This window comes from Lentzea sp. DG1S-22 (genome assembly GCF_036321065.1).
GTDB classification, from domain to species: domain Bacteria; phylum Actinomycetota; class Actinomycetes; order Mycobacteriales; family Pseudonocardiaceae; genus Lentzea; species Lentzea jiangxiensis.
The window spans coordinates 3,660,065-3,683,204 of record NZ_CP143276.1 but is presented as its reverse complement, the minus strand read 5'-3'; the positions used below and the strand labels follow the sequence as shown (position 1 = coordinate 3,683,204).

Annotated in this window: 19 protein-coding genes; 4 read left to right on the top strand and 15 right to left on the bottom strand. The window is 72.5% G+C overall.

What is annotated here, in order from left to right; all coding sequences use genetic code 11:
• Window positions 1-433: 433 nt before the first annotated feature.
• The 3 genes from V1227_RS16275 to V1227_RS16265 are packed head-to-tail and all read right to left on the bottom strand — an operon-like array spanning window position 434 to window position 3,524.
• Window positions 434-1,390 (bottom strand): lysyl oxidase family protein, encoded by a 957-nt coding sequence (locus tag V1227_RS16275; protein WP_329793411.1) that lies wholly within the window; start codon window positions 1,388-1,390, stop codon window positions 434-436.
• Complete coding sequence (locus tag V1227_RS16270) at window positions 1,366-2,700, bottom strand: FAD-dependent oxidoreductase (RefSeq protein ID WP_329793410.1); 1,335 nt, start codon at window positions 2,698-2,700, stop codon at window positions 1,366-1,368. The genes V1227_RS16275 and V1227_RS16270 overlap by 25 nt, the downstream gene beginning before the upstream one ends.
• On the bottom strand, window positions 2,700-3,524 hold the full coding sequence (locus V1227_RS16265; protein ID WP_329793409.1) for a glycosyltransferase: 825 nt from the start codon (window positions 3,522-3,524) through the stop codon (window positions 2,700-2,702). Before V1227_RS16265 ends, V1227_RS16270 begins: the two co-directional genes overlap by 1 nt.
• Window positions 3,525-3,761: 237 nt before the next feature.
• Between V1227_RS16265 and V1227_RS16260 the strand changes: the two genes are divergently transcribed.
• Together V1227_RS16260 and V1227_RS16255 are read left to right on the top strand one after the other, a co-directional pair.
• Window positions 3,762-5,204 (top strand): sugar transferase, encoded by a 1,443-nt coding sequence (locus V1227_RS16260; RefSeq protein ID WP_329793408.1) that lies wholly within the window; start codon window positions 3,762-3,764, stop codon window positions 5,202-5,204.
• A gap of 50 nt (window positions 5,205-5,254) precedes the next feature.
• On the top strand, window positions 5,255-6,424 hold the full coding sequence (locus V1227_RS16255) for a putative glycoside hydrolase family 15 protein (RefSeq protein ID WP_329793407.1): 1,170 nt from the start codon (window positions 5,255-5,257) through the stop codon (window positions 6,422-6,424).
• On the opposite strand, the gene V1227_RS16250 is transcribed toward V1227_RS16255, so the two are convergent.
• From V1227_RS16250 to V1227_RS16205, 10 genes are read right to left on the bottom strand one after another with little or no spacing between them, the layout of a single operon-like run.
• On the bottom strand, window positions 6,402-7,502 hold the full coding sequence (locus V1227_RS16250; RefSeq protein WP_329793406.1) for a glycosyltransferase family 4 protein: 1,101 nt from the start codon (window positions 7,500-7,502) through the stop codon (window positions 6,402-6,404). The two genes, V1227_RS16255 and V1227_RS16250, sit on opposite strands and share 23 nt — an antisense overlap.
• A complete protein-coding gene (locus tag V1227_RS16245; RefSeq protein WP_329793404.1) occupies window positions 7,499-8,560 on the bottom strand; it encodes a glycosyltransferase family 4 protein in 1,062 nt (353 codons plus the stop codon). The genes V1227_RS16250 and V1227_RS16245 overlap by 4 nt, the downstream gene beginning before the upstream one ends.
• Window positions 8,557-9,957, bottom strand: a complete 1,401-nt coding sequence (locus V1227_RS16240) for an oligosaccharide flippase family protein (RefSeq protein ID WP_329793403.1) — start codon at window positions 9,955-9,957, stop codon at window positions 8,557-8,559. Before V1227_RS16240 ends, V1227_RS16245 begins: the two co-directional genes overlap by 4 nt.
• A complete protein-coding gene (locus tag V1227_RS16235; protein ID WP_329793402.1) occupies window positions 9,954-11,204 on the bottom strand; it encodes a glycosyltransferase family 87 protein in 1,251 nt (416 codons plus the stop codon). Before V1227_RS16235 ends, V1227_RS16240 begins: the two co-directional genes overlap by 4 nt.
• Window positions 11,201-11,989 (bottom strand): hypothetical protein, encoded by a 789-nt coding sequence (locus tag V1227_RS16230; RefSeq protein ID WP_329793401.1) that lies wholly within the window; start codon window positions 11,987-11,989, stop codon window positions 11,201-11,203. The genes V1227_RS16235 and V1227_RS16230 overlap by 4 nt, the downstream gene beginning before the upstream one ends.
• Window positions 11,986-12,840: a hypothetical protein gene (locus V1227_RS16225; RefSeq protein ID WP_329793400.1), complete on the bottom strand. Its 855-nt coding sequence runs from the start codon at window positions 12,838-12,840 to the stop codon at window positions 11,986-11,988. Before V1227_RS16225 ends, V1227_RS16230 begins: the two co-directional genes overlap by 4 nt.
• A complete protein-coding gene (locus V1227_RS16220; RefSeq protein ID WP_329793399.1) occupies window positions 12,837-13,871 on the bottom strand; it encodes a glycosyltransferase in 1,035 nt (344 codons plus the stop codon). The genes V1227_RS16225 and V1227_RS16220 overlap by 4 nt, the downstream gene beginning before the upstream one ends.
• Window positions 13,853-15,028 carry an O-antigen ligase family protein gene (locus V1227_RS16215; RefSeq protein ID WP_329793398.1) on the bottom strand — a complete coding sequence of 392 codons (1,176 nt, stop codon included), beginning with the start codon at window positions 15,026-15,028 and terminating at the stop codon, window positions 13,853-13,855. The genes V1227_RS16220 and V1227_RS16215 overlap by 19 nt, the downstream gene beginning before the upstream one ends.
• Entirely contained in the window at window positions 15,019-15,963 is a 945-nt protein-coding gene (locus V1227_RS16210) for a polysaccharide deacetylase family protein (protein WP_329793397.1), read from the bottom strand. The genes V1227_RS16215 and V1227_RS16210 overlap by 10 nt, the downstream gene beginning before the upstream one ends.
• Window positions 15,960-16,787 carry a hypothetical protein gene (locus V1227_RS16205; protein ID WP_329793396.1) on the bottom strand — a complete coding sequence of 276 codons (828 nt, stop codon included), beginning with the start codon at window positions 16,785-16,787 and terminating at the stop codon, window positions 15,960-15,962. The genes V1227_RS16210 and V1227_RS16205 overlap by 4 nt, the downstream gene beginning before the upstream one ends.
• Window positions 16,788-16,961: 174 nt before the next feature.
• Here V1227_RS16205 and wecB point away from each other — a divergent pair, with 174 nt between their 5' ends.
• Window positions 16,962-18,083: a non-hydrolyzing UDP-N-acetylglucosamine 2-epimerase gene (gene wecB, locus V1227_RS16200; protein WP_329793395.1), complete on the top strand. Its 1,122-nt coding sequence runs from the start codon at window positions 16,962-16,964 to the stop codon at window positions 18,081-18,083.
• A 38-nt stretch (window positions 18,084-18,121) separates the two neighbouring features.
• Here the strand turns inward: wecB and V1227_RS16195 are convergent, their stop codons facing one another.
• Both V1227_RS16195 and V1227_RS16190 read right to left on the bottom strand, forming a co-directional pair.
• Window positions 18,122-19,042, bottom strand: coding sequence for a sporulation-delaying protein SdpB family protein (locus V1227_RS16195; protein WP_329793394.1), 921 nt, complete (start codon window positions 19,040-19,042; stop codon window positions 18,122-18,124).
• The gene (locus V1227_RS16190) at window positions 19,027-19,587 is read right to left on the bottom strand and encodes a hypothetical protein (protein WP_329793393.1); all 561 of its coding nucleotides are present in this window, start codon (window positions 19,585-19,587) and stop codon (window positions 19,027-19,029) included. Before V1227_RS16190 ends, V1227_RS16195 begins: the two co-directional genes overlap by 16 nt.
• A 449-nt stretch (window positions 19,588-20,036) precedes the next feature.
• On the opposite strand from V1227_RS16190, the gene V1227_RS16185 reads away from it, so the two are divergent.
• On the top strand, window positions 20,037-23,066 hold the full coding sequence (locus tag V1227_RS16185; RefSeq protein ID WP_329793392.1) for an AfsR/SARP family transcriptional regulator: 3,030 nt from the start codon (window positions 20,037-20,039) through the stop codon (window positions 23,064-23,066).
• The last annotated feature ends 74 nt before the right edge of the window (window positions 23,067-23,140 follow it).

Below are 23,140 nucleotides of genomic sequence, written 5' to 3'. Positions count from 1 at the left end.
AGGAGGTCGTGTAGTTGTCCAATGGCGAAATCACGCAAAGACGAGGCTGGCGCGCTCAAGATGGGGCACTCCTGATCGGCCGGGAATCAGTCGGGTGCAATCCCTGACGGGGTGGAATCGCAAACTGAATTCTCTCAACCAGCCACATGCCCAGGTCAAGAGCCAAGAGGGTTGCGTGCGACACTCTGTCCTGTGATCAAGGTTGCACCGCTCGGGCTATTGACTTGACTGCTTCCGGTGGTCGACGTGCGCAATTGTGTCTGCGGGTATGAGTGTGCTATGCGCGGACTTCTCCGGTTTCGCAGAGTGAGCGTTGTGCGATAAGGGGCCGTCTGCTATCGAGTTCGTTTGGTGCCCGTTTGTTCCGGAACAAAAGAAAACGGGGGTGTTCGCGGGCGCGAACACCCCCGATCGGGGCTTGGTGCGAATCTGGTCAGGAGCGCGACTTGGCGCACCGCTCCATGCCCGGACAACTGCGGATCATGCGGACCACGGGCGGGGTCTCGATCGTCTCGGGAGGCTCCACGGCCCCTCCCGGCCACTGCACGGAGATCGCGATCGCCGACGCGTTGTTGTCGTAGCTCTTCTCCAGCAACGCGCGGTCGGCGTTCACGACGTTGACGACGTCGTAGATCCCGGACTTCACGTTCGTGAGGTCGAGCCACTGGAAGTCGACGTCGTGCTTGTAGTCGTCGCCGGAACCGACCGAGATCCCGAAGATGACGTCCAGGGCGGACGGGTTGTGGTGCTCGCACATGTGCCCCTTGAGGCGCTGCGCGAGCTTGCCCGCCGGGCTCTCGGGGTCCGACGGCCTGTTCAGGAGGACGTCGCCGACCGTGTACCGGTCGCCGATGCAGAAACCGTTCTTGCGGTCGGTCACGACGATGCCGCCGTCGGGCGTGCGCAGCTGGAAGTACTCGAAGCTGAGCAGGTGCCAGTGCTCGTGCGTGGCGGCGGGCTCGTAGTACGCGCTCGCCGTCGTCTCCCGCCGCGCCTCGGGGAACGAGCCGGCGATCGAACCGTCCACACCGGACTGAACGGCTTGGCGCACGCGCATCGTCGGCGTCGAGGTGCTGGGGCGGTGCGCGTGCAGCAGCAGCGGGCCGTCGCCGACGTTGTCGATCGACGTCGTGAAGCGCAGGCGGACGGCCTTGGCCTGGCCGCCGCGGTGCGTGCACTGGCCGCGCGGCGCCGAGGCGTCCTCGACGAGGCACACGTCCCAGGCGCGGCACGACAGCGGCGAGCCGGAGAAGCCTCCCGGACAGCCGACGGGCGCCTGGCGGAGGTCGGGCAGCAGGGGAGCCGGGTCGGCCTGGACCTGCTGCGAGGAAACGAGGTTGACTGCGGTGATCGTGAGTGCCGCGATCACCGCGCCGATTCTGCCGGCCATGCGGTGTTCTCCTGGTTCGGGGAGCTCCTGGCGTCGCGCAGGAGCGCGTCCGTCACGGTGCGGGAGAGCTCGACGCTCGAGTTCCAGCTCGTGACGTTGGGGTAGACGTGGGCCGTGGTGGCGAGCCTCAGCCGGGTGCCGGGGACCACGACGGCCGGGCGCCGGGTGAGGTAGCCCAGCGGGTACACCGGTTCGACGAACGGCGCCTTGAAGACGCGCACCTCGTCGACGTCGTCCACGGTGAGTCCACCGTGGAGGTTCAGCAGCTGCTCGGTCCAGCGGCGGGCGATGCTGTCGGAGTCCTCGAGGTACAGCGCGGACTCCCGGCCGGTGTAGTGCATGACGTACACCAGGTGCCGGTCGTCGTAGCGCTCCGAACCGGTGAGCGGCGTCATCTCGATCACGCCGTCGAAGTCCGTCCCCGAACGCAGCACCGGCGCCCAGTAGTGACCGGACAGCGGCCTGCGGAGGAAGAAGAGCGCGTTGACCACGCCCTGGTACGGCAGCTCGACCTCGGGCAGCAGCGGGGCGAGGCCCGCGTCGGCGATCGCCCGCAACGACGGCAGCGGCACCGTGGAGACCGCGTGGTCCGCCTCGATCGTCTCGCCGCCGGGCAGTGTGGCGACCACCCGGTCCGGTCCGGCTTCGAGCCGCGCGACCGGCGCCGAGGTGCGGACCTCTCCGCCGTGCGCCTCGATCGAGGCCCTCAGCGCGTCGATCACGCTCCGGTAGCCGCCCGCCGGGTAGCCGCGGACCGACTCGTTGCTCTCGCGGCCCAGGCGCTGCCACAGGTACAGCGCGGGCACGTCGCCGAACGCGGCGCCGAACTTGGCGCCGAACATCGGGGCGAGCAGCACCTCCCAGATCCGGTCGCCGTACAGGCCGCGCAACCAGTCCTCGGTGCGGGTCAGGTCGAGGTCCCTGCCCCTGCCCAGCCTGCGCAGCAGCAACGAGACCACGCCGAACCGCAGCCGGTCCACGAGGCCCAGCGGCGTGAACCGCAGCAGGTCCAGCGCGGAGTTGAACGAGTGGCGGGTGCCGTCGACGACCATGCCCATGCTGGTCGGCCGCCAGTCGACGCTCTCGCGCAGGCCGACCTCGTCCAGCAGCTCCAGCAGCGCCGCGTCGGTCGGCATCACGCAGTGGTAGAACCGTTCCACGGTCCGGCCGCGCGACGTGAAGAACGTGCCGAGACCGCCGAGCTGGTCGCTCGCCTCGAGCAGCGTCACCGCCATGCCCCCGCGGGCGAGCCGGTGCGCCGTGGCGAGACCGCAGATGCCCCCGCCGACCACCACCGCACGTGCGGCCATCAGAGCTTCCGGAACGGAACTGGCGCGAGGCGGTCACGCGTGAGCAGGAGCGTGTACTGCACCAGCGTGCGGCCGAGGCGGAGCTTGCTCGCGCCGGGCTTGCGGTCGTAGCGCAGCCGCATCGGGATCTCGCAGACGACCGGGCCGCAGTGCCGCAGCTTGAGCAGGAGCTCGACCATGCAGGCGAAGCCGCGCTCCTCGACGAGCCGCTCGCCCCAGTGCGTGGTGGCCCGGCGCAGCAGGCTCACCCGGTACGCGCGGAAGCCGCTGGTGAAATCCCGGACCCCGTCGAAGTGCAGCACCCTGCCGAACACGACGCGGGCGCCGCGGGAGAGCAGCCGGCGCCAGCGCGGCGCCGTCGAGTCGTCGCCGCCCTCGACGAACCGGGAGCAGATGACGACGTCCGCGCCGGCGCCGATCTCGGCCAGCAGCGCGGGGAACACGTCGGGGTCGTGCGTGTCGTCGGCGTCCATGACGATCAGGACGTGGTCCGGCTCCGCCTCCGCGAGCGCCGCCCGCAGTCCTGATTGGACGGCCTGGCCGAGGCCGAGGTTCTCCGGGTGGCGCACCAGGCGGACGTCGAGCCCGCGCACGTCGGCCACGCAGTCGCCGGTGCCGTCGGACGAGCCGTCGTCGACGACCCAGACCGTGATCCGGTCGGCGAGGTCGGTGCCGGCGATGCGGCGCAGCAGCGACGGCAGCGCCACGGCCTCGTTGTAGGCGGGCAGGACGACGTGGACGTCGCCACACGTGCGGATCGGCTTCTGCACGATGGCGACCGGTTCACCGGACGAATGCCGGATGCCGTGTTCGTCGACTCTCACTCTGGCGCCCCCTCTTCGGTGGCTCGTGGTTGGTGGCGTGAATTATTGACAGGTCGTGCTAAAGCTTTGAGGCGGCCCTGGGTGAGTTCAGGGCGTGATCCACGTCGAATGCTCACCACCTGCGTTCATGAGAAACACAGAAGAGGGATGTTGATACCCGAAGAGATGATCTCTCAGCATTCATTCACCCTTTCGTGCAGTTTTGTGGCCACAACTCCTTCGATCGGATGATCTTCAATGAGGCGATTCTCGGCGGTTGCCGTTCCCGCAGCACCCCACCCGGAGCGGGAGGCTGAGCAGCGGAGCCCCGCGCAGCGCCCCCTCAAGCCGTCCTCGGTCCGCCGTGACCTGCTCAGCCGGGTGAACGCGGTCGCGGTCCTGCTGGTCCTGGTGGACTGCACGACGCTCGTGGCGGTCGGCGTCCACCGCGACCTCGGCTGGCTCTGGGGCGGCGCGATCGGGGCAGCGGTGCTCACGATCAGGGGTACCTGGCGGCTCTACCGCCGGCGGTTGTGGCTGTCGTGGCTCGAGGACCTGCCGCGCTCCGCGGCGAGCACCACCCTCGCGTTCGCGCTGCTGTCCGGCGCCGGTCTGCTCTGGGGCGCGCCCGCGGCCGACCTGGCGGCGGCGCAGTGGGCGATGATCGCGTTCGCGCTGGTCATCGAGCCGGTGCGGTGGTGCGTGTTCGCGTTCGGCCGGTGGTGCCGCCGGCGGTTCGACCGCTGCGACCGCACGATCATCGTGGGCGCGGGCGAGGTCGGCGTGAACCTCGCGAGGACGATGCTCGAGCACCCGCAGTTCGGCCTGCGGCCCGTCGCGTTCGCCGACTCCGGTCCCGACCCGGACCGGCAGCCGCCCGTGCTGGAGGTCGTCGACGGCGACCTGGCCGACGCGATCGTGCGGCTGCGCGCGGGCACCGTGGTGCTCGCGTTCTCGCACACCCGCGAGTCCCCGCTGGTCGACGCGGCGATCACCGCGCACCGGCTCGGCTGCTCCACGCTCGTCGTGCCCCGGATGTACGAGCTGCACCCCGACGGCCCCGGCATCGAACGGCTGCGCAGCTACCCGCTCATGCGCCTCGGCACCGCCCCGACCAGCAGGCCGACCTGGTGGGTCAAGCGCGCCGCCGACCTGGTGCTGGCGGCGGTCGCGCTGGTCGTGCTCTCGCCGGTGATCGGCCTGTGCGCGCTCGCGGTGCTGGTCGAGAGCGGCCGCCCGCTGTTCTTCCGGCAGGTCCGCGTCGGCATGGACGACCGCACGTTCACCCTCTACAAGATCCGCAGCGTCCGGCAGACCGGCGAGGACGACTCCCAGGTGAAGTGGTCCGTGGTGGGCGACTCGAGGGTCGGTCCCGTCGGCCGGTTCCTGCGCAGGACCTCGCTCGACGAGCTGCCGCAGCTGTGGAACGTGCTCAAGGGCGACATGTGCGTCGTGGGGCCGCGCCCGGAGCGTCCGGGTTTCGTTCGCGAGTTTTCCGCAATTCACGAGCTATATTGGGCTCGCCACCGCGTTCCGACCGGCTTGACGGGACTCGCTCAGGTCCACGGGCTGCGGGGTGACACTTCAATAGCCGACAGGTCTCGCTACGACAACTATTACATCGCGAACTGGTCGTTGTGGCTCGACCTGAGGATTCTACTCATGACGGCGGGTGAGTTGTGTTGTCGGAGAAATCGCTGATACGTCGATTCGCCGCTATCGCCCTCGTACTCCTGTCGAGTGCGTGCACGGTGAGTGCCGCGGAGCCGGATCCGACCATCACCGGGCCGGTGCCCAAGCCGCTCGCGCCCTGCGCGTGGTGGTACGGCATCGGCGACTCGCCGACGCAGTGGGAGATCAAGGCCGCCGCCAAGCACTACGACGTCGTCGTGCTCAACGCGTGGGAGACGGCGGCCATGCGCAAGCTCCACGAGCTCAACCCCGAGGTCAAGGTGCTGGTCTACAAGGACTTCTCCAGCACCCGCAACTACTTCGGCGCGGTCGAGGGCAACCGCGACGCCAAGTACCTGCCCACCGGCGTCGGGTACTTCGCGGCCGAGCAGCGGCAGCCGTCGTGGTTCGCCAAGGACACGCTCGGGCAGCGCATCGAGTGGAAGGGCTACCCGAAGCACTGGCAGATGACGGTGTGGGACCCGGCCTACCAGAAGGCCTGGGCCGACGCGGTCGTGAGCGAGGTGGTCCGCGAGGGCTGGGACGGCGTCCTGGCGGACAACGACTTCAGCTCGCTCAAGTACTACTCGTCCGCGGTGCTCGCGGGCACCCCCGACGCCGCGGGCTCGGACCGGCTGCTGCGCGAAGGGCTCGACGGCATGCTCCAGCTCGCCGGCGACGCGCTCGAGAAGGCGGGGAAGATGCTGGTCCCCAACGTGTCGGAGTCGCAGCTGACACCGGGCAGGTGGTCGGCGCACTCGCGCTACTCCGGCGCGATGGAGGAGAACTTCGGCCTGCGGGGCGACGACGGCACCGGCGAGCTGATCACGTTCCAGGGCAACCAGTTCAAGGAGCAGCGCGCCCAGGCCGCGCTCGGCGAGTCGTGGCTGCTGCTGATCACGCACACGAAGTCCGACAAGGAGGAACGCGTCGGGTACGCCTCCGCCGCGCTCCTCGCGAGCCCCTACACGTGCTGGACGAGGGCCCGGCCCGACTACAAGAACCCGTACTGGTCGCTCTACCAGGACGCACGGCTCGGCCAGGCGGTCGAGACGGCCAACCGCCTGCCCAACGGGGTGTGGAACCGCCGCTACTCGGGTGGCTGGGTGGCCGTGAACCCGACGAAGACCTCCGCGCTGCTCACCCCTCCGCCCGGCCTCGTGACGCTCAAGGGCGAAGCCGTGCCGCTGCAGCTCGACCTGCCCGCCGCCGACGCCGTGGTGCTCGTCAACGGGCCGATCCGGCGATGAGCTTGCCGTAGAGGTCGAGGTGCCGCCGCGCGCAGACCTCGGCGGTGAACCGCTCCCGCGCCCTCGTGGCGAGCAGCGCGCCCGTGCTCGCGGGGTCGGGGTCGGCGAACAGGGCGCGCAGCCGTGCCGCGAGCGCCTCCACGTCACCGGGCCGCGGGCACTGCTCGCCCGGGACGCCGAGCATGTCCGCGACGCCACCGGTGTCGGTCGCCACCACGGGCTTGCCCGCCGCCATGGCCTCCGCGACGACGAGCGGCTGCTGCTCCATCGTGGACGGCAGCACCAGCGCGTCGTGCTCCAGCAGCAGCTCGGGGACGTCGCTGCGGAACCCCAGGAACCGCACGCGGTCGCCGAGGCCGCGCCGGGTCGCCCTGCCCTCGGCCTGCGTCCTCTGCGGACCGTCGCCGACGACCGTCAGCGTCGCGTCCCGCGGCATCGTGGTCTCCAGGGCGTCGAGCAGGTCGAGCAGTCCCTTGCGTTCGACGAGCAGGCCCACGAACACCAGCTTGCGCACGGGGCCGGTGGGCGGGTTCGCGGTACCGACGTCGACGCAGTTGTCGATGTGGGTCATGCGGTGCGGCGGCACGTAGAGCCGTTCGCGCAGGAACCTGCCCATCTCCCTGGCGGGGACGACGGTCCGGTGCACGACACGGGCCACCGCGGCGTCCGCGGCCAGAACGGCCCTGGTGTAGGCCGGGGGAGGGGTGGCGCCGCGGACGTTGCGGAACCACGGCTCGGCCACGTCGTCGGGCACGCCGTGGTAGGTGTGCACGATCTTGGTGCCGGTGGTCGCGAGACCCGCGCTCACCAGCCCCGCCCTGCGGTCCTGGGCGTGCACCACGTCCGGCCGCCACGCCCTTATCGCGGCACGGGCCTGTCTCGCCGCCGCCATGTCGCCCTTGCGCGTCACCAGGGTCTCCTCGAAGAACGGGTCGACGAGGCCCGCGCCGCGCCGGGGCCGCGGACCGAACACCCGCACCTCGGCGGCGTCGGACTCCGCCAGCGCGGCCGCGAGGCGCACCGTCACGTCCACCGGGCCACCGCTGTCCTGGGTGAGCAGGTAGGCGATCCGTGTCATCGTCGTCCTTCCACGAGCTTCTCGGTGAGCGTCACGATGTGGTCGGTCATGCGGTCGCGGTCGAACAGGGTCTCGGCCCTGACCCGGCCGCGCTTTCCCTCCGCGGCGGCGAGCTCGGGGTCCGCGAGCCGCAGCGCAATCGCTTGCGCCAGGGCCTCCACGTCACCGGCGGGAACGACCTCGCCCGCGTCGCCGACGCTCTGCCGCACGCCCTCGACGTCGAACGCGACGACGGAACGCCCGCAGGCCATCGCTTCCAGCGGCACGAGCGCCATGCCCTCGGCGCGGGACGGCAGGACGACCACGTCGGCCTCGGCGTAGAAGCCGGCCACGGCGTCGCTGTGCCCGTACCAGTAGACGTTGTGGTGGCCGGTCGCGCGGAGCTCCGCCGCCATCGGACCGTCGCCGACGATCACGAGCTCGGCGTCCGGGACCCGGGCCAGCACGCGCGGCCAGGCTCGCAGCAGCAGGTCCTGGCCCTTCTGGTGGGCGAGCCTGCCGACGCAGACCGCCGTGGGGGTGTGGTTCTGCTTGACGTGCGGGCTCAGGCGCCGGGTGTCGACGCCGTTGCAGACGACTTCCGCCGGTGCCCTGACGTTCGCGGCACGGCCGACCTCCTCCTCGTCGTCGCTGACGCAGAGCAGGAGGTGGGTCCAGCGGGACGCCCAGGACTCCCAGCGGGCGCAGGCGCGGCTCAGCGCCCCCGTGGCGACGCGGAACGACCAGAGGTGCGGCTGGAAGATCGTCGGGGTGCGGCCGCGCAGCACGAGCCTCGCCAGGCCGGCCTTCGAGCTGTGCAGGTGCACGACGTCGGGGCGGAGCTCGCGCAGCGTCCGGCGCAGTGCGCGGAGTTCGCCCGCGGTCCGCGGTCCGGGGGTGCGCGTCGCCTGCCAGGGGTGCACCGGGATCCCGGCCTCGCGCGCCTCCTCGGGGAGCCGGCCCCGGGGTGGGCAGGCGATGCTGACGTCCCAGCCCCGCCGGTGCTGGGCACGGGCCAGGTCGAGGACCACGGCGGCGACGCCGGCCTCGACCGGCTGCGTCACGTGGACGATCTTCACGCGCGCTCCTTCAGTCCGATGAGGACGCTGCGGGTGGGTGGCAGGGCGATGGCGCAGTAGGTGAGGAGGAGGACCAGGCCGGTGGCGACGACCGCCACGACGCTGTCGTCGTCCGGCAGCACCGTGCTCAGTGCGAGACACGCCGCGGCGCCCCCCGAGACCCCGGCCAGGCCTCGCAGCGGCAGCGGGAACGCGAGGCCGTTGCGGGCCAGGACGAACCACGTCACCGGGACCAGCAGCCACACGACCGCCAGCTGGGTGACCGCCACCGCGGCCACGCCGTGGCGCGTGGTGAAGGCGAGCGCGGTCAGCAGCGCGACGAGGTGGGCGGCTTCCAGGGCGAGGTACTGGCGGGCGTGCCCCGCGGCCCTGATCACCTGGTACCAGACGTGCAGCAGGCCGAGGCCGAGTCCGTAGCCGCACAGCAGGACGAGGAGCGGTGCCGCGTCCGCCCACTGCTCACCGAGGACGACGATCCCATCGGCTGTCAGGGCGACGACGACGTACAGGCCGCCGGTGACCACGAGGGTGGCGGTGGTGAACCGCCCCGCCGTCTCCGCGAGCCGGTCGCTCCGTCCACTGCGGACCAGTTCGGCGCAGAGCGGGAACAGCACGCCGCCCAGCACGACCGCGACCATGATGTACGGCACCCAGGCGATGCGGAACGCGAGCGAGTACCCGCCGACCGCCTCCGGGCCGAGCACGTGGCCGATGGCGAGGTAGTCGACGTTGATCAGCAGCACCGCGATCAGGGCGCCGGGGCCGACGACGGCCAGCCACCTCCCGGCCTCCGCCGCGGACGCCGGGTCCCAGGTGGGCCGGACCCTCGCCCCCGCGACGGCCGCGAGGACCGGCTGGGCGACCGCGGTGCAGAGCAGGCCGATCACGAGCGACGCGGGACCGGTGCCGTTCGCCGCCAGCGTCACCGTGACCACCGCTCCGAGCAGCATGCCGCCCGCGTCGGGGAGCATGCGGCGCCGGAAGTCGAGGTTGCGGTGCATCAACGCCATCTGCACCCCGCCCGCCGCCGTGAACGGCAGGGTGAGCGCGGCCAGCCGCAGCATCCCGGCGGCGTCCGGAGCGCCCAGCACCGCCGCGATCGGGTGCGCGGCGGCGATGATCACCGCGGCGAGCACCGTTCCCGCCGCGACGCTCATCGTGAGCACGGTCCCCGCCGTCGTGAGCGGGTCGCGGGCCGTGCGGCTGACGATGTCGTAGACGCCCATCGCCTGCACGACCTGGCCGATGTTGACCACCGACACCACCAGCGCGACCGCGCCCAGGTCGGCCTCCGCGAGGAACAGGGCGAGCGCGAGGGTCACCACGATCTGGCTGCTCTTGCTCACCAGGTTGACCGCGAAGAGCCACAGCGACCCCCGCACCGCCACGTCCGTCATGCGACGCGCCGCCGCGTGTGCCGCACCGCGAAGACGACCAGCACCACCCAGGCCGCGACTAGCGCCGCCCCGTCCAGCGTGACGCTCGCCCTCGCTCCGAGCAGCGACCTGACCGCCGTGTCGAGGAAGTAGAGGTGCGCGAACGGGACGACGGCCAGCAGCGTCGCCGCCGCGGCCCACCGCCAGTGGCCGTCCCGGCGGTGCCGCCAGCAGAGCACCGCCATCGCCGTCATGGCCGGGACCGCGATCAGGACGTCGCCCGGCTGGTGCACCAGCGCCACCACGATGCCGAGGCAGATGAGCAGGTCCGCGATCCGCGACCCTGCCGCGGTCCGGTCGAGCCTGCGCGCCAGGAACGCGGTGACGGCGAGAACCCCGCACAGCGCCAGCGGTTCCGCGGCGGGAGGCAGCCACCCGGTCGTGCGGAAGAACACCGCCGGCAGGTCGACGCGCTGGGCCGTCACGGAGTCGACCGCGCCGTACCCGGTGCTGCTGGCCCACTCCAGGTTGCGCTTGATGACGTCGAGGAACTCGCCGACGCCGCTCCTGGCGACCAGCAGCACCACGACGGGCACGCTGGCCAGCGCCGCCACGCCGGTGCCCTGCAGGGCGACCCTGCGATCGCCCCTGGCGAACAGGACGAGCGCCAGCGGAAGCCCGAACTGCGGCTTGAGCCAGGCGATCGCGAGGGCCGCGCTCGCCCAGCCGGGGTGGGTGGTGCGCAGCAGGAGCGCACCGGCCGTGGCGACCGCGATCAGCGGGTTGACCTGGCCGATGTACATCTGCGCCTTGCCGACCTGGCTCGTCACCAGCAGTGTGCCGATGACGACGGTGCCCGCGACGAGCGGCAGCTTCGACGTCCGCGCCGCCATCACGGCGAGGACGACCAGCAGGACGAGGCACGCGAGCGCGAACGAGACCGCGCCGACGCGGTAGTCCGGCAGCGCGAACGGCAGGTGCAGGACCAGGTGGTACGGCTGGTAGAGGTTGAAGTTCTGCCGCACCGGCCAGTGGTCGAACATGACCGCCGGGTCGTAGGGGTTGCCGCCGCCGAGGAACTCGCGGATCGGGAAGTACAGCGCGTCGCGGAAGTCCTGCATGCGCTCTTCTGGCAGGTTCGCCTCGGTGGGGAGGGGCACCTCCCAGGACGGCTTGAGCGCGCGGAAGGCGCTGAGAGCCCCGGCCAGCGCGGTCAGGGCCACCAGGACGGCTTGGACGAGACCCGCCCGGTTCGTGGTGGTGATCATTCCGGCAGCACCGCCAGGGCGACCGAGATCGCCGCGACCGCGACGAGCACGGCCAGGGCGATCAGGCCGGTGAGGGCCGCGGTCGTGAGGACCGCCGTCAGCGGGATCGATTCGGACTGGCAGGCCCCCTGGGGGGATTCGCCCCCCACTCCTATCGTCTCAGGCGGGTCTGACAGTTCCGCGGCGTCGCCGGCGTGGTCGGTCGTTCCCGCTGCCGCGCCGGTGCCGGGCTGTGCGTTCGCGGGCGTGGTGGAGGTGGGCTTCGCGTTCGGTGCCGCACCGTCGGCGGACTGGGCGTCGGTTGCCGCACCGCTGGGGGGCTGTGCGGTGGTGCCGGGCTGCGCGCCGGTGCCGGGCTGCGCGCCGGTGCCGGGTTGTGCGGTGGTGCTCGGCTGAATGTCGATGTCGGGCTGCGCAGTGGTGCCGCGCCGCACGTCGGTGCCGGGCTCTGCGGTGGTGCCCGGCTGCATATCGGTGCCTGGCTGCGCGTGGGTGCTGCGCCGCATGTCGGTGCCCGACCGCATGTCGGTGCCCGACTGCACGTCGGTGCTGCGCGGCACGTCGGTACCGGACTGCGCGTCCGCCTCACCGGACCGGGGCTTCGGCTCCTCCGCCCCGCCGGTGCCGAACTTCCCGATCGCGGCCACCCCGGCGCCGAACCCGGCCGTCGCCGCACGCACTCCGGCCCGCGCGGCGACGGTGGTCCGGAGACCCGCCAGCGCCGCCACACCGGCGCGCAGCCTCTCCCCGGCGCTGAAACCCACCGCGGTCTTCGTCGTGATCACGCCAGCACCACCGCCACCAGCACCGCCGACTCGGGCAGCACCGCCAGGGCCGTCGCGAGGTCGTGGCGGCGGCTCCGGTCCCGGGGAGCGACGGCGATCACCGCCGACCCCTCCGCGGGCTCCGAAGCCTTGTCCGGCAACGCTCGCGCGAGTTGCTCGGCCCGGTCCACCAGTTCCGGCGCGACCGGCAGCACCCGCACAGGCCGTGCGGCCGCCACGCAGAGCGCACTGAGCCGCGAGGTCAGGTCCGGGTCGTCGTCGGAAGCCACCACCACCGGGTGGGTGATGCCGGCGGACGACAGGGCGGGGCTCACCGCGTCGGAGCGCAGCCGCCGGAACGCCATCACGGCGGCACCGGCGATCACCGCGGCGACCAGGGCGAGGCCCGTGGCGAGGCGCCAGTCCGGCGTCACCCGCGTCGCCTCGGGGCGCGGGTCGACCAGGCGGAAGCGGGCCGCGGGGGCGAGCAGGTCGGCCTCGATGACGGCCCGCGCGACCGCGGTGACGGCGGCCGAGGCGTGCTCGGCCGAGTCGGCGCGGACCGAGATCCTGGCGACGCCGGAGGCCGGGACCAGCTCCACGGCGATGGCGCCGGCCAGCGCGGCCGGCGTGGTGCCCGCCGCCTCGGCGGCCGCGTCCAGCACGGACGGGCTGCGGACCAGCTGGACGACGGCCGGTGCGGCGAGGGAGGTCACCTCGCCGAACTGGCCGCTGTCCGGTGTGGACGGTGTGGCGAGCAGGGTCAGCCTGCCCTCGGTCACGTCGTCGCGCAGCGCGACGGCCAGCAGCACGGCGGCGCCGACGAGGACGGCGGCCAGCAGGCCCTCCAGCACGGCTCGGTAAGCCTTCATCGTCCCTCCAGGACGGTACGGAGCAGTTCGTCGTAGGACTTCATCAGGGTGTGCGCGTCGGCCGGGCCGTCGTGCGAGGCCGCCACCGAGCGGGCGGCGGGGGAGTGCAGCAGGGCGCGCAGCGCCTTCGCGGTCTGCTCGGGGTTCCGGCGGGGCACGAGGACCCCGCCGCCACCGGCCAGGACCTCCCGCACACCGTCCACATCGGACGCGACGATCGGGCGGCGTGCCGCCAGCGACTCGAGCAGCGCGATCGGCATGCCCTCCCAGTCGCTGGTGAGAACGGTGACGTCCGCCGCCTCGAGCAGGTCGCGGACGTCGGTGCGGGTGCCCAGGAACCGGACGCGCGGCGGGGCGCCCGCCTCCAGCGCCGCCCGCAGGCTGCCGTCCCCGGCCAGCCACAGCTCGGCGTCGCCCGGCACCTGCTCCCACGCGTCGAGCAGCACGTCGTGCCGCTTCTGCGGTTCCAGGCGCGCCGGGCACAGCGCCACCGGCACGTCGGGCGGTGTTCCGATCCGCGCCCGCACGGTCGCGCGGTCGGTGGTCGGCGGCGACGGGAACACGGCGTTCGGGATCACCACGACGGGGCCCAGCCCGGCGTCGCGCAGCCGTCGCGCGGCGGCCTCGGCGACGGTGACGACGACGGTCGAGACGCGGCGCAGGACCCGGACGGCACCGGCCACGTCCGCGTCGGCCACGCCGTGGAACACCGTCACCACGGGCCGGCGCGGCGCCGCGATCCGGGCCACGAGCGACGCGGAGACGTTGTGCGCCACCACGACGTCCGGGGCGAACCGGCGCACAGCGGCACGAGTCGCCCACGCCGCGCGCGCCACACCGAGCGGTGAACGGCGCGCGACGGGCACGTCGAACACCGGCAGCCCGGCCCGGCTCACCTCGTCCGCGCGGAACCCGCCGCCGCTGGCCACCGCCGACTCCCAGCCGACGTCACCGCCCGCGAGCGCCATGCCGGCCACGAGCGCCTCCGCCCCACCGGCACCCATCTCGCTGATCACGTGCAGGACGCGCATCGCCCACTCTCCTCCCGCGCACGGCGTTCGACCGCCACCGCGAGGGCGACGAGCGACCACAGCGGCAGGTAGTACTGCTCGGACAGGAAGATCGAGGCGACCAGCACGGCGATCAGCGCCGCCTGCAGGGCCAGCGCCTCACGGCGGTCCGCCACGACGCGCAACGCCCGTTCGCTCGCGACGAAGCCGACCGCGACGAGCCCGGCCAGCAGCGCGAACCCGGTCACGCCGAGCTCGGCGGCGACCTCGAGGAACAGGTTGTGCGCCACCGGGGTCTGCTCGTCGATCTCCGCGTTGTGGCCCGCCGCCGCGTACCGCTGGCGGAACCCTCCCGGCCCCACGCCGAGGAGCGGGTCGTCGGCGAGCATCCGCGCCGCGGCCTGCCAGCGCAGCATCCTGGTGTCGGCGTTGGTGCCCGCGATGTGGCTCTTCTCCTGCAACGCCCGCGCCAGCTCGGCCTGGGCCGCCGAGGCGAAGACCAGCGCCGCCAGACCCGTGACCGCCGCCGTGACGACCACCGCGCGGACCGGCAGGCCGCGCCGGGCGATCAGCCACAGCAGCGCGCACGCCAGGGCGAGTCCGCCACCGCGGGAGAACGTCGCCGCCGCACCGGCCACCAGCACGGCGCCCAGCAGCAGCAACACGATCCGCGACCGGCCCCCGGTGGGCAGCGCCACCAGCAACGGCAACGCCGCCACGAGGAAGAACGCGAGGTCGTTCGGGTCCTCCAGCGGCCCCGCCGCCCGCGGTTCGCCGCTGACGACGCTGAGCAGCCCCCCGGCCGCCGCCACGACCGCGCCGGCGACCGCCGCGGCGAGCAGCGCGCGGACCGGCACCTCCCGCGCGGCCACGTCGGCCAGCACCACCGTGACCACCAGGAACGGCACCCACCGGACCAGGTACTCCAGCGTGAACGGCTCGGCCAGGTGCACCGCGGAGGTCGCGAGAAGAACCACCGCCAGCAACGCGACCACGAGGTGCAGCGGGTGCGGGGCGGGCAGACGCCGTTGCTGGACCAGCGAGAACACCCACACGCCGATCAGCGCGGCGGGCACGACCTTCGCCGACTGCCCGTGCACCTGCAGCAGGTAGCCCTCCAGCGGCGCCAGGGCCACCGTCGCGCAGGCGAGGACGCGCAGCAGGACCGTCAGCCCCATGCGACCGGGTCCCGTTCACGCAGACCGGCCGCCGCCACGCGCTCGACGTGCTCACCGGTGCCGACGACCTCGAAGTCCTTGCGCAGCAACGACAACACCCAGCCGAGCAGCGCGACCTTCTCGCGTCCGGGGACGGCCATGCCGGGGAAGAACTCCATGCCGGGCGCCTCGGCGCCGGAGAGCACGTCGGTCGGGTGCAGCAGCAGCGACGGGGACACTTTGCGGGCGCGGCACAACCGCAGCGCCGTGCGGAAGTACCCGCGGGCGAGCTTGGGGGAGATCTGGTGCAGCTGCAGCAGGTACGCGCCGTGGACCGGCACCCTGAGCAACGGCATGGTCGTCACCGGCAGCTCGACGATCCCGCCACCCCGCCAGCGGAACGGCGTGTTGGGCGCCTTCACCCTGCCGAACCCGCCGAACAGGTCCTCGCCGCCGTCGGTCGAGCCCGCCGACCGGTTGTGGTACGCGCGGGCGAGCGGCCCGATCCACGTGGGCAGGACGCTGGCGTCGTAGCGGTACCCGCGCCTGCCGAGCACGTCGAGCAGCCGGGGTGTGACGCTGAAACCGGGACCGCGGAACCCGACGGGCTTCGGCGCACCGGCGGCCGTGATCGCCTCCTCGGCGCGCAGGACCTCCTTCTCGACCTCCTCGTCGGTGAAGCGGTGCAGCCACGGCTGGTGCCAGAACGAGTGGTTCGCGACCTCGTGCCCGGCGGCGACGACGCGTGCGACCGCCTCGGCGCCGTCGTCGCGTTCCGCGTCGGCGCCGACGACGAAGACCGTGGTGGTCAACCCGTGCTCACCGAAGACGTCGAGCAGGCGCGGCACCGCGGACGGCAGGAAGCTCGGCCTGGCCTCCCACCGCGGATCGCCGTGCGTCCGCAGGTACGCCCACAGGTTGTCGAGGTCCAGCGAGACGCTGGCGACGGGCTTCACCGCTCACCTCCGGTGGGGACGAGCTCCCGCGCGGGCTTGGCGACGGCGCCGAGCACCAGCACCCCGGACACCACCAGCAGCACGCCCAGCACGACCCACCACTCGCGCCCGGCCGCGATCCGGTCGCCCATCACCGCGAGCCCGGCGGCCGAGGCGATCACGACAGTGGTCGCGTCCATCGAGGCCACCGCGGACGTCGCCGACCCGCGCTGCAACGCCGTCGCGAGGCACGCCTGCCCGACGAACGCGCCGATGACCATCACCCACGTCAGCGGGTGCAGGAGGAGCTCGAGCACCGGCTTGCCGGCGACGTTGCGCGCGGCCACCGCGACCACCGCGAACGCGATGCCGGCGAGCACCGGCGTGGCGGCCTTCCACGTCCGCGCCAGCGGGAGCACCGCGACCGTGACGAGTCCCAGCACGACCAGTGCGGGCACCAGGGGCAGCTCCTCGGCCGTGGACGGCGCCGCGGCCCCCGTCAGCAGCAGCAGACCGCACGCCATCGCCACCAGCACCGCGATCTCGACGCGCCGGATGCGCCAGCCGAGCAGCAGCACCCCGATCACCGTGGCCAGCCCGACCGCGCACGACGAACCGGCCTGCACCAGGTAGAGCGGCAGGTCCTCGCGGGCCAGGAACGCGAACGCGAACCCGCCGACCTGCCCCGCGAACCCCAGCAGGTACAACCGGTCCCCGGCCAGCCGCGCGAGCAGCCCCACGCCCGCGCCGGGACGTTCGTCGGCCCTGCGGGCGGCGATGGTCTGCGCGACTATCCCCAGCCCGTAGAGCACAGTGGACACCGCAAGTGCCAGATGACCGGACACGAAGGACTCTCCGTAGGTTCGGCGGGAACACGCGATGGCGCGCCTTCAAGTGAAGGCCGCACAGTACGACACGCTTGTGCCGCAACACTTTCGAGCGATGTCCCGGACAACACCTTCGGGTGAACAGCGGCGGGATTGGCCGAATGTGCCGAGATCGCTCAGTACCTTCCCGCCGTGCGGGAAACGAACACCGTGACGATCGTCTGCGGCACCAGACCTGAACTGATCAAGCTCGCGCCGCTCGTCGAGCACTTCGGCAGCGCGTGCACCATGATCTACACCGGCCAGCACTACGACCGCTCGATGTACTCGCTCATCCGCCGGGATGTGCCGGAACCGGGCGGTTTCCACGAACTGCGCCTCGGCGGCCTGCGCCGCGGCGAGGGCCTGGGCCGCGCCGTGGCCGCCGTCGACGAGGTGTTCGCCTGCGAACGCCCGTCCGTCGTGATCGTGCAGGGCGACACCACCTCCGCCCTGGCCGGCGCGCTGGCCGCGAACGCCTGCGACGTGCCCCTGGTGCACGTGGAGGCGGGACTGCGCAGCTACGACCGCGCGATGCCCGAGGAGCACAACCGGGTGCTCATCGACCACCTCTCCGACCTGTGCTGCGCGCCCACCTCGCTGAACCGCTCCAACCTCCTCGGCGAGGGGATCGCGCACACCCGGATCGCGGTCACGGGCAACACCGTCGTCGAGGCCCTGGCCCACGCGCTGCCTTCTCCCGACGAGGAGGACGCGGTGCTGGGTGGGCTGGGGCTGAAGCGCGACCGCTACGTGCTGGCCACTGTCCACCGGCCGGAGAACGTGGACGACGCCGCCGCGCTCGAGACCATCCTGCGGTCGCTCGGTGAGCTGCCCCTGCCGGTCGTGCTGCCCCTGCACCCCCGGACCGCCGCCCGCGTCGAGGCTTTCGGTCTCGGCCGGCTGCTGCACGGCCTGCAGGTCGTGCAGCCGCAGCCGTACCGGCCGTTCCTGGCCCTGGCGCACGGGTCCGCGGTGGTCGTGTCCGACTCCGGGGGCATCCAGGAGGAGGTGAGCGTGCTGAAGCGGCCCGTGGTCGTCGTCCGGCGGAGCACGGAACGGCCGGAGATCGAGGGGACGTTCGGCACGCTCGTCCCGCCCGGCCCGCTGGTCGTCAGCGCGGTGCTGGCCTGGCTGGACGACGTGCCGGCGCACCGGGAGGCGTTGCGCCTGATCCCTTCGCCGTACGGGACGGGCTCGCCCTCCGAGCTGATCGCCGCGGCGGTGCGCCGGATGCTGCGCCCGGTCGCCGCAACGGTGCCGGCAGCCGTCTAGACCACCACGTCCGAGGCCGGGCAGTGCTGCGGAAGGAGCTACCGCTTCCGCTGCGGCCGGGGAAACCGGCGGCCGGTCAAGGCGTCGTGCCGTGCTGCGGGCGCATCCGGTGCGCCGCTGTGCGCCGAACGGCCGCAACTCGCCGCCGCCACCAGGCTGATCATCACCAGCCCGAAGCTCACCAGGCCGAGTGCGAGAACGATGCCGCCGTGCAGCACGACGGCGAGCACGAGCCCGATGCGGCGCAGGCCGGGATTTCCGCACACGCACACCACGATCGCCGTTTCGAGCAGGATCGTCCCCCATGTGATCGCGGAGGTGAGAATGCTCCATTCGAGTAACGGCAGGAGGTCGGCGTTGACTCCGAAATACGCGTCCTGCATCACATGGTGCATCGCGCTGCCGTTGCGCCATTCGTGTTCGGCGAGTTTGATCCAGACCGCCTGCCCGTACACGAGTACGACCTGAAGCCGGATCACCAGATGCGTGGTGTACGCGCTGCCGCGCCACCACGCCGGCAACGGTGTCGCGGCCCGTTTCCAATGCCATGTCCGATCATCGGCGAGGCACAGGGGGATGAGCAGGAGTGTGAGGAAACGGGCGACGTTCTCGCCGCCGTTGGGCACGTGCATCACGGCGGCCAGGCTGAACGTGGCGTACCAGTGCGGAATGCACGTCCAGCGAGGCCGATAACCCGATGCGGCGATCAGCAGCACGCCCGTCACGACGAAACGAAGAACGGTCTGAGAACCGGGAGACGAACTCGCGCACCAGAGCGAAAGGGCGCGAAGACCGTCGCACCGCGGCCCTTCCGGGCCATTCGGCACGGCCGGGAACAGGTCGGCGTCCGAGGTGAACACGAGCACCGTCAGCTCGGCCAGCGCGACCAGTGAGCGGGCGAGGCCGAAGGCGCGCGTGCGGTGGTCGAACGCCAGGGCGCGGACTACCGGGGTGCGCACGGGAGGTCCACGACGGCGACGCGGACGACGTGCCGGACAGAGGTCTCCCGGCTGGGTCGCTCGGACGCGAACACGGTGCGCCCGCACGGCTTCTCTGCGCCGAAGTAGCTGTTCAGAGTCAGTTTCGGCGCTGTGGCGATGACGGCGGCGCAGCCGGAGACGGTCGCCGCCGCGCAGTCCCGCCAGTGGCCGGCGGGCAGCTCCCGCACCGCGGCCAGCAGGCGCACCAGGTCGGCGTAGGACCCGCGGTCGAGGCCCGCCAGGTAGTCCCGGTCACCCGCGGTCCGGGTGATCGGGACGAACGTGCCCGCGACCTCGTCGTGGTGGTACCCGACGGTGAACTCCCGTCCCGCCGCATTGGTGAACAGTTGCATTCCCTGCGGCCAGAACAACCGGAAACTCTCCCGATGGGCGGTCACCCGCGGCCCGACGACATCGGCGGGGAGCTGCGCGACCGTGGTCGCCAGGAGAAGCACCCCGAGTGCGGCACCGGTGAAGGCCACGCCTTTCGCCGCACGCGTCCGGGCGTCCATTTCCTCGGACATGGGAACGGTTGTTCCGGCCGGTCAGCACTCGCCGGTCGTGCAAGGCCCGATGACGAGTGCCGTGTCGTTGTTCGAATCGACTGGTTCCACATCGGAAGCGGAACTCGCAATGGTGACGGCGACAAGTGCGGCAGCCGCCAGCAGTGCGCCAAAGAATCCGGCCCGTCTCATCTTTTTCTTTCCCCCTCCTGAGGCGACGAGGAACCTCCCTCCCTCGTCGCTGCGGAGGGGAATATCGCAGCGTTTGCCCAGTTCGTCAACTGGTCACGGGCCGTGTACGGGCGGTTCCGCTGCGTGATTCCACGTCAGGCTGAATCGGTACAGGCGAATCCGCGTATCTTTCCGCCGCTCGGGTCCTCTTAAAGGTGATATCTCATGTTCTCGTCGCGGTGCCACTGGTGTCCCCGCCGGCTCCACCCGTCGTACTCCGGAAGGAAGCGTGCGGCTGAATGGAATATCGGATTCTGGGCCCTCTGGAACTGCGGTCCGCCAGGCGTCCCGTCGCACTCGGGGGAGAACGCCAGCAGAAGCTGCTGGCGCTCCTGCTGCTCGGCACGGGCGAGGTCGTCGGGTTCGACAGGCTGATCGACGAGCTGTGGGACGACCCGCCCCAGACCGCGCGCCGCCAGGTGTGCAACGCGGCCGCCGCGGTGCGCCGCGTCGTCACGCGCGGCGGCGGCCGGCTGACCACCAGCACGCACGGCTACCGCCTCGACCTGCCGGACGGCGCCCTCGACGCCGACGTGTTCCGCTCGCTCGTCGAAGCCGCGGAGACCGCTGCCGCGCAAGGCGTGCCCGAGCAGGCGGTGGCGCTGTTGCAGAAGGGGCTCGACCTGTGGCGCGGGCCGGTGCTGACCGGACTGGCCTCGCCCTCGATCGACGCGGCCGCCCAGGGCCTGCACGAGCAGCGGCTGCAGGCCGTCGAACGGCTGGCCGGGTTGCGTCTCGAGCTGGGTGAGGTCACCTCGCTGCTCGGCGAGCTGACGGGCCTGGTGGCGGAGCACCCGCTGCGGGAGTCGTTGCGCGCCACCTTGATCCGGGCGCTGGACAGGGCCGGCCGGCGGGCTGACGCGCTGGCGGTGTTCGAGCGGGGGCGGCAGGTGCTCGCCGAGGAACTGGGCACCGATCCCGGTCCGGAGCTGCGCGGGCTGCACGCCGAGCTCCTGCGCGCCGAACCGGTCCCGGCCGCACCCGGCCGGTCCTGCCTGCCGTTCGACATCCCCGACTTCACCGGTCGTGAGTCCGAAGTGGACAGGCTGGTGCGCATGGTCGGCGCGCGGGAGCACGCGGTCGTCACCGTCGAGGGCATGGGCGGCATCGGCAAGACCGCGCTCGCCGTGCACGTCGCGCACCGGCTGGCGGACCGCTTCCCGGACGGGCGCTGCTACGTCGACCTGCGGGGGTTCACCGCGGACACCACGCCGATGACCTCTCCGGCCGCGCTCGAGCTGCTGCTGCGCCAGATCGGCGTGCCGGCGGAGCAGATCCCGGCCGACCCCGCCGCGCGCCGGGACCTCTGGCTGGCCGAGGTCTCCGGGCGCCGGGTGCTGGTGGTGCTCGACAACGCGGCCGACGCGGCCCAGATCCGGCCGCTGCTGCCCGGAGCTCCCGGAACCGTGGCGCTGGTGGTGAGCCGTTGCCACCTCATGGCGCTCGAGGGCGCGGTCCCCGTGTCGCTCGACGTGCTGCCCACCGGCGACGCCATCGCGTTGTTCCGCCGCATCGCCGGGGAGGCGCGCACGGACGCCGAGCCGGAGGCGGTCGCGGACGTGGTCGCGCTGTGCGGCAGGCTGCCGCTGGCGATCAGGATCGCCGCCTCGCGCTTCTGCCGCAGGCCGTGGACCGTCGCCCACCTCGCCGGGCAGCTGCGCGACCGGCAGCGCCGCGCCCGCGCGTTCACCGCCGACGGCCTGAGCGTGGCCGGGGTGCTCGCGCTGTCGTACCACCACCTGGACTCCGACCGGCAGGAGCTGTTCCGGCTGCTGGCGCTGGTCCCCGGCGCCGACCTCGACGCGCACGCCGCGGCGGCGCTCGCGGGCGTGCCCGTGCCCGACGCCCGGGACGTGCTGGAGGAACTGGTCGAGTGCAACCTGCTCCTGCAGCGCAGGCCCGACCGCTACTGCCTGCACGACCTCGTCCGCGACTGCGCCCGCGACCTCGCCGACGCGGCGCACACACCGTCCGAACTGGATAGTGCGCGGCGGCGGCTGTTCGACTACTACCTGCACCTCGCCGACGTGCGGGGCCGCCGCAGCCTGCCGGGCCGCCGCGGCTTCGAGCCGGACCTGGCGCGGGAGCCGGAGCTGCCGCCGTCGCGGTCCGAAGAGGACGACGTCCGCCAGCTGCGCGCCGAGTACAAGAACATGGTCGCGGTGGCCGAGTACGCGAGCGCGCACGGCTGGCACGTCCACGCGTGGCAGCTGCCGTGCCTGCTCCTGCCCTACCTGACGCGGGTGGGCCAGCGCTCCGGTGTGCTCGAACTGTCCCGCAACGCTTTGCGGGCGGCGCAGGCGCTGGGCGACCGGTGCGGCGAGTCGATGGCGCTGACGACGATCGCGTTCGCGCTGCGCGAGGCCGGCCGTCACGGCGAGGTGCTGGAGTTCCTCGACCGCGCCATCGTGATCAGCCGCGAGCTGGGCGACCTGCCCGCGGTCGTGGGAGGTCTGCGCGACCTCGGGGCCGCCAGGGTGCAGGCGGGCATGCTCGGTGACGCGGCCCGCAGCTTCACCGAGGCGGTGGCGCTCGCGCGGTCGATCGGCGACCAGCGCGCCGAGGTGAACTCGACCATCGACCTGGGGTTCGTCGACTGCAACCTCGGCCGCTACGCCGAGGCCGACGCGCGGTTCCGCGAGGCGCTGGCGATGCACCAGCTCGACGGCTACGTGGGCGGCGAGGTCGTCGTGCTGATCAACCTGGGCTGGCTCGCGCAGCTGCGCGGCCGCGACGCCGAGGCGGTCGTCGCGCTGGAACGGGCGGTGCGGCTGAGCCGCGAGATCGGCATGAGCCGGGGCGAGGGGATCTCCCTGGCGTGGCTCGGGGTCACCTACCGCAGGCAGGGCCGGATCGCCGACGCTCTCGCGGTGGGGCGCGAAGCCCTGGAGTCCGCGCGTCGCATGGACCTGCGCGAACCCGAGGGCGACGCGTTGAACGGCCTGGCGGAGACCTGCCTCGCCGCCGGCCGGATCCGCGAGGCCGAGGCGCTGTCGTGGGAGGCCGAGGAACTGGCGATGACCGGTGCGCTGCCGATGGTGCGGGCACGGGCCCACGAGGGTCTCGCGCACGTCGCCGCCCGGCGGGGTGACCACGCCCTGGCGCGCCTGCACTGGGAACGGGCCGTCGAGCTGTACCCGGACGGCGCGGTGGACGCGGAGAACCCGCGCGCCCACCTGGATCGTCCCGGCGCGCTGTGCATGCGGTGCGTCCGCGGCGCGGAGAGCGCGCGGCCGGTGGTCGTGCGCGAGATCGCTTCGGTCGGATGACCAGGCACGACATCCGTGCATCGGTCACCGATGCGGCACGGATGCACGGTACTGGTGCACTGCTCGCGTCAGGT